The organism is Stenotrophomonas pictorum JCM 9942 (assembly GCF_001310775.1).
GTDB classification, from domain to species: Bacteria; Pseudomonadota; Gammaproteobacteria; order Xanthomonadales; family Xanthomonadaceae; genus Stenotrophomonas; species Stenotrophomonas pictorum.
In genome coordinates this window covers 1-917 of the sequence record NZ_BAZI01000673.1, presented here as the reverse complement: position 1 = coordinate 917, position 917 = coordinate 1, and the positions used below count along the sequence as shown (strand labels likewise).

Here is a 917-nt window from a genome sequence, read left to right as displayed (position 1 = left end):
CGCATGAACGAGCAGACCGAAATCACCATGGCTGGCGTGGCCAAGGGGATCACCTATACCAGCGGCGGCGCCGCCTTCTTGGGCGGCCTGTCAGCCAACGACATCGCAGCGTTCGTGGGCGTGATCGGCGTGATCGCCGGCCTGCTGATGCAGTGGTATTTCAACCGCCGCAAGGACAAGCGCGAGACGGCTGAGCATGAGGCGCGCATGGCCGACTACCGGCAGCGCCAGCGTGGTGCGGCTTCGCGCGGTGTGCTCAGCATCGCCGCCGCGGTGTCGATTGCCGTTGCCGCTCTGGCCGCGCCACTGATCGCGAAGTGGGAGGGCGTGCGTTACGAGCCCTACCGCGACACCGTTGGCGTCCTGACGGTCTGCTATGGCCACACCGGTTCCGACATCGTGCCGGGCAAGCGCTACACCAAGGCCGAGTGCGAGCAGTTGCTGCAGGCCGATATCGCGATCGCCAACGCCGCGGTGAACCGCTGCTTGCCGATGCCCAAGTTCGTCCACGTCGAAGCGGCGCTCACCTCCGCGGCCTTTAATCTCGGCCCGAAGGTCGTCTGCGGCTCGACCCTGCAGCGGCTGGCCTTGGCCAACGACTGGCCCGGTGCATGTGCTGAGCTGGACCGCTGGAAGAATGCCGGCGGCCGCGAACTGCGGGGCCTGGTCCTGCGCCGGGCCGACGAGCGGGCGATGTGCGAGGGGCGGCAGTGATCAACCTAGATCCGCTGCGGCCCTATGCCGACCTGATCCGCTGGGGCCTGATTGCACTGCTGGCCATCCTGCTGTTGGTGCTGGGCTACCGCTGGGGCGCCGGCCACTGGAAGGGTGAGTACGCGGCTGAGGTTGCGGCGCGAGCAACCGACAACGCCACCCACGCCGCGACACTCCAGCGCCTGGCCGAGGCGAGCGCCGCG

At 68.4% G+C, this 917-nt stretch carries 1 protein-coding gene and 1 pseudogene; both read left to right on the top strand.

The genetic code is table 11. From position 1 onward, the window contains the following. Positions 1-714 (top strand): holin (locus JCM9942_RS16965; protein WP_256202423.1); only part of this gene is annotated, 714 nt, incomplete at its 5' end. After that, positions 711-917 (top strand): annotated as a pseudogene (locus tag JCM9942_RS16960) (hypothetical protein); the annotation flags it as partial. The gene JCM9942_RS16965 and the pseudogene JCM9942_RS16960, both read left to right, overlap by 4 nt.